General features: G+C 71.3%; 2 protein-coding genes and 1 pseudogene. All 3 read right to left on the reverse strand.

What is annotated here, in order from left to right:
• Positions 1–457, reverse strand: a pseudogene (locus MVA01S_RS29625) (hypothetical protein); the annotation flags it as partial.
• An 88-nt stretch (positions 458–545) separates the two neighbouring features.
• On the reverse strand, positions 546–1,028 hold the full coding sequence (locus tag MVA01S_RS29630; protein WP_003928546.1) for a CAP domain-containing protein: 483 nt from the start codon (positions 1,026–1,028) through the stop codon (positions 546–548).
• Between the two features lie 10 nt (positions 1,029–1,038).
• Positions 1,039–2,112: amidase (locus MVA01S_RS29635; protein WP_060941831.1), on the reverse strand; the 1,074-nt coding region annotated here is incomplete at its 5' end.

Below are 2,112 nucleotides of genomic sequence, written 5' to 3' on the forward strand. Positions count from 1 at the left end.
CGGGCTCGTCGGGCTGGCGGGTCCGGGCGGGAGCAGGCGTTGCCTCGTGGGTGGCCGGCGTCGGCGTCGCCGACGGCGTCTCCACGGGCGTCTCGACCGGCGTCTCGACCGGTTCCGAACTCTCCGGTGTCTCGGTGGGCGCGGGGTCCGGGTCGGTGCCGTCGACGGGTTCGGCCGTCTCCTCGGCGTCGACCTCCTCGACCTCCTCCGGTTCCGGTTCGGGTTCAGGCTCGGGCTCGGGCTCGGCTGCGGTCTCGTCCGGTTCCGCAGCGCCGGTGTCGGTCGGGGAATCCGTTTGTGCAGAAGGCGGTTCGGTCGACGTGGACGACTGATCCGGGTCGTCGGCCGCGGCCAGGCCGGGGAAGCCCAGGGTGAAACCGGCGCCCACGCCGAGTGCCACCGCGAGGGCGCCCACTCTGCCGATGAAATGCGGTGACGGAACCGCCAATCCAGCCATCGTGGCCCCCTGGTCCGTGCGGCGTTCGTACTCTCGACGCTAAGACCGCCGCGACCGGCAGGGGTAAGTAGCCGACTACGCGAATGGGCTAGCCGGGCTGGCCGTACACCGCGACCACCACGGTGCGGTCCAGGCTGTTCTCCGACCACACGCCGATCTGGGTGTTGGCGCAGTTGCTCATGATCGCCATGTAGTCGGGCCGGTGGTACCACTGGTTGAGGATCTCGATGCCGCTGATCGCCAGCGCCGGGTTGATCGCGACCGTCTCGGCGACGGTGCCCACGAAGCCTGCCCGGTTCGCGCGGTCCTGCACCGTGGACCCGTCAGAGCCGATGTCGCCGTTCAGCGCCCGGTTACGCAGGACGTCGTTGGTGTGCCACTGCGCGGCCAGCTGCAACTGCGGGTTGATCTTGATATCGGTGTCGCAGTCGTTGTTCTGCTGGATCGTGTAGACGTTGACCACGACGCTCTCGTTGAGCCGCCGGTTGTCCGCCTGCGCGGCGGGCGTACCGGCCACCGCCGCGCCCAACACGATGACGGCAGGCAGGGCACGCGCGACATGGCTGATCACAGCCCGCAGATTACGCGACCTGATCGCTGACCGGTTCCCGAGCCGCCGGCTGCGGTGCCGGCTCTACCGGGGCCCGGGGCGTCCACCAGTCCCCGGGCTGGTGCGCGGCCCATCCGTTGATGGCCTCCAGCGCGGCGGCCAACGACACCAGCAGCGGCTCGCTGTCGGCAGGGCCCATCAGCTGCACCCCGATCGGCAGACCGTCGGAGGTGAACCCGGCCGGGATGTTGATCGACGGCCAGCCCAGCAGGTTCCACGGCCACGTCACCGGGCACGCCTTGATCATGGTGCGATCGGTGGCCAGCCCGCCGAGTTTGTCGAACGCATGCACCTTCGGCGGCGGCTGCGCGGTGGTCGGGGCCAGCACGACGTCGGCGAGGTTGAACACCCAACCGATGCGCTGCTGGCTCTGCGCCTCCCGTGCGCGGGCCTTGCGCAGCACGTTCTGCGACAGCAGCCGGCCCATCCGGGCGTTGGACCGCGTGCGCTCGTCCCACCGCACCCCGTAGCCCAACCGGTCCATCCACTCGGGGATCCCAGATGTCGAGCGGGCCAGGAAGTTCCACGACATCCGCAGGTTGTAGTCGGGATCGGCCTCGACGATCGTGTGGCCGAGCTGGGTCAGCTGGTCGGCCACGGTGTCCACGGCGGCGCGGATCTCGGGGTGCAAGGTTGCGCGGAACCCGGTGAACGGGAACTTCGTGGACTTCGCGATGCGCAGCGGACCCGGCGCGCGGGAGACGTAGTCGGACACCCGCACCGGTGCCGGGGTGTGCAGGTCGCCGGGGGCGTTGCCCGACGCCGCGTCGAGGAGCAGCGCCGCGTCGGCGACGGTGCGGGCGAGCACGCCGTTGACGGTGATGCCGTTGAACGCCTCCGGCAGCGGCGAGGTCGAGATGCGGCCGCGCTGCGGCTTGATCCCGACCAGGTGGGTCCACGCCGCCGGGATGCGGACGCTGCCGGCCCCGTCGGAACCGATCGCGGCGGCGACCAGGCCGGCCGCCACGGCCGCCGCGCTGCCGCCCGAAGAGCCGCCGGGGGTGTGCTCGGGCGACCACGGGTTGCGGGTGTGCCCGAACGCGGG

The organism is Mycolicibacterium vaccae NBRC 14118 = CIP 105934 (assembly GCF_001552715.1).
Classification (GTDB): domain Bacteria; phylum Actinomycetota; class Actinomycetes; order Mycobacteriales; family Mycobacteriaceae; genus Mycobacterium; species Mycobacterium vaccae.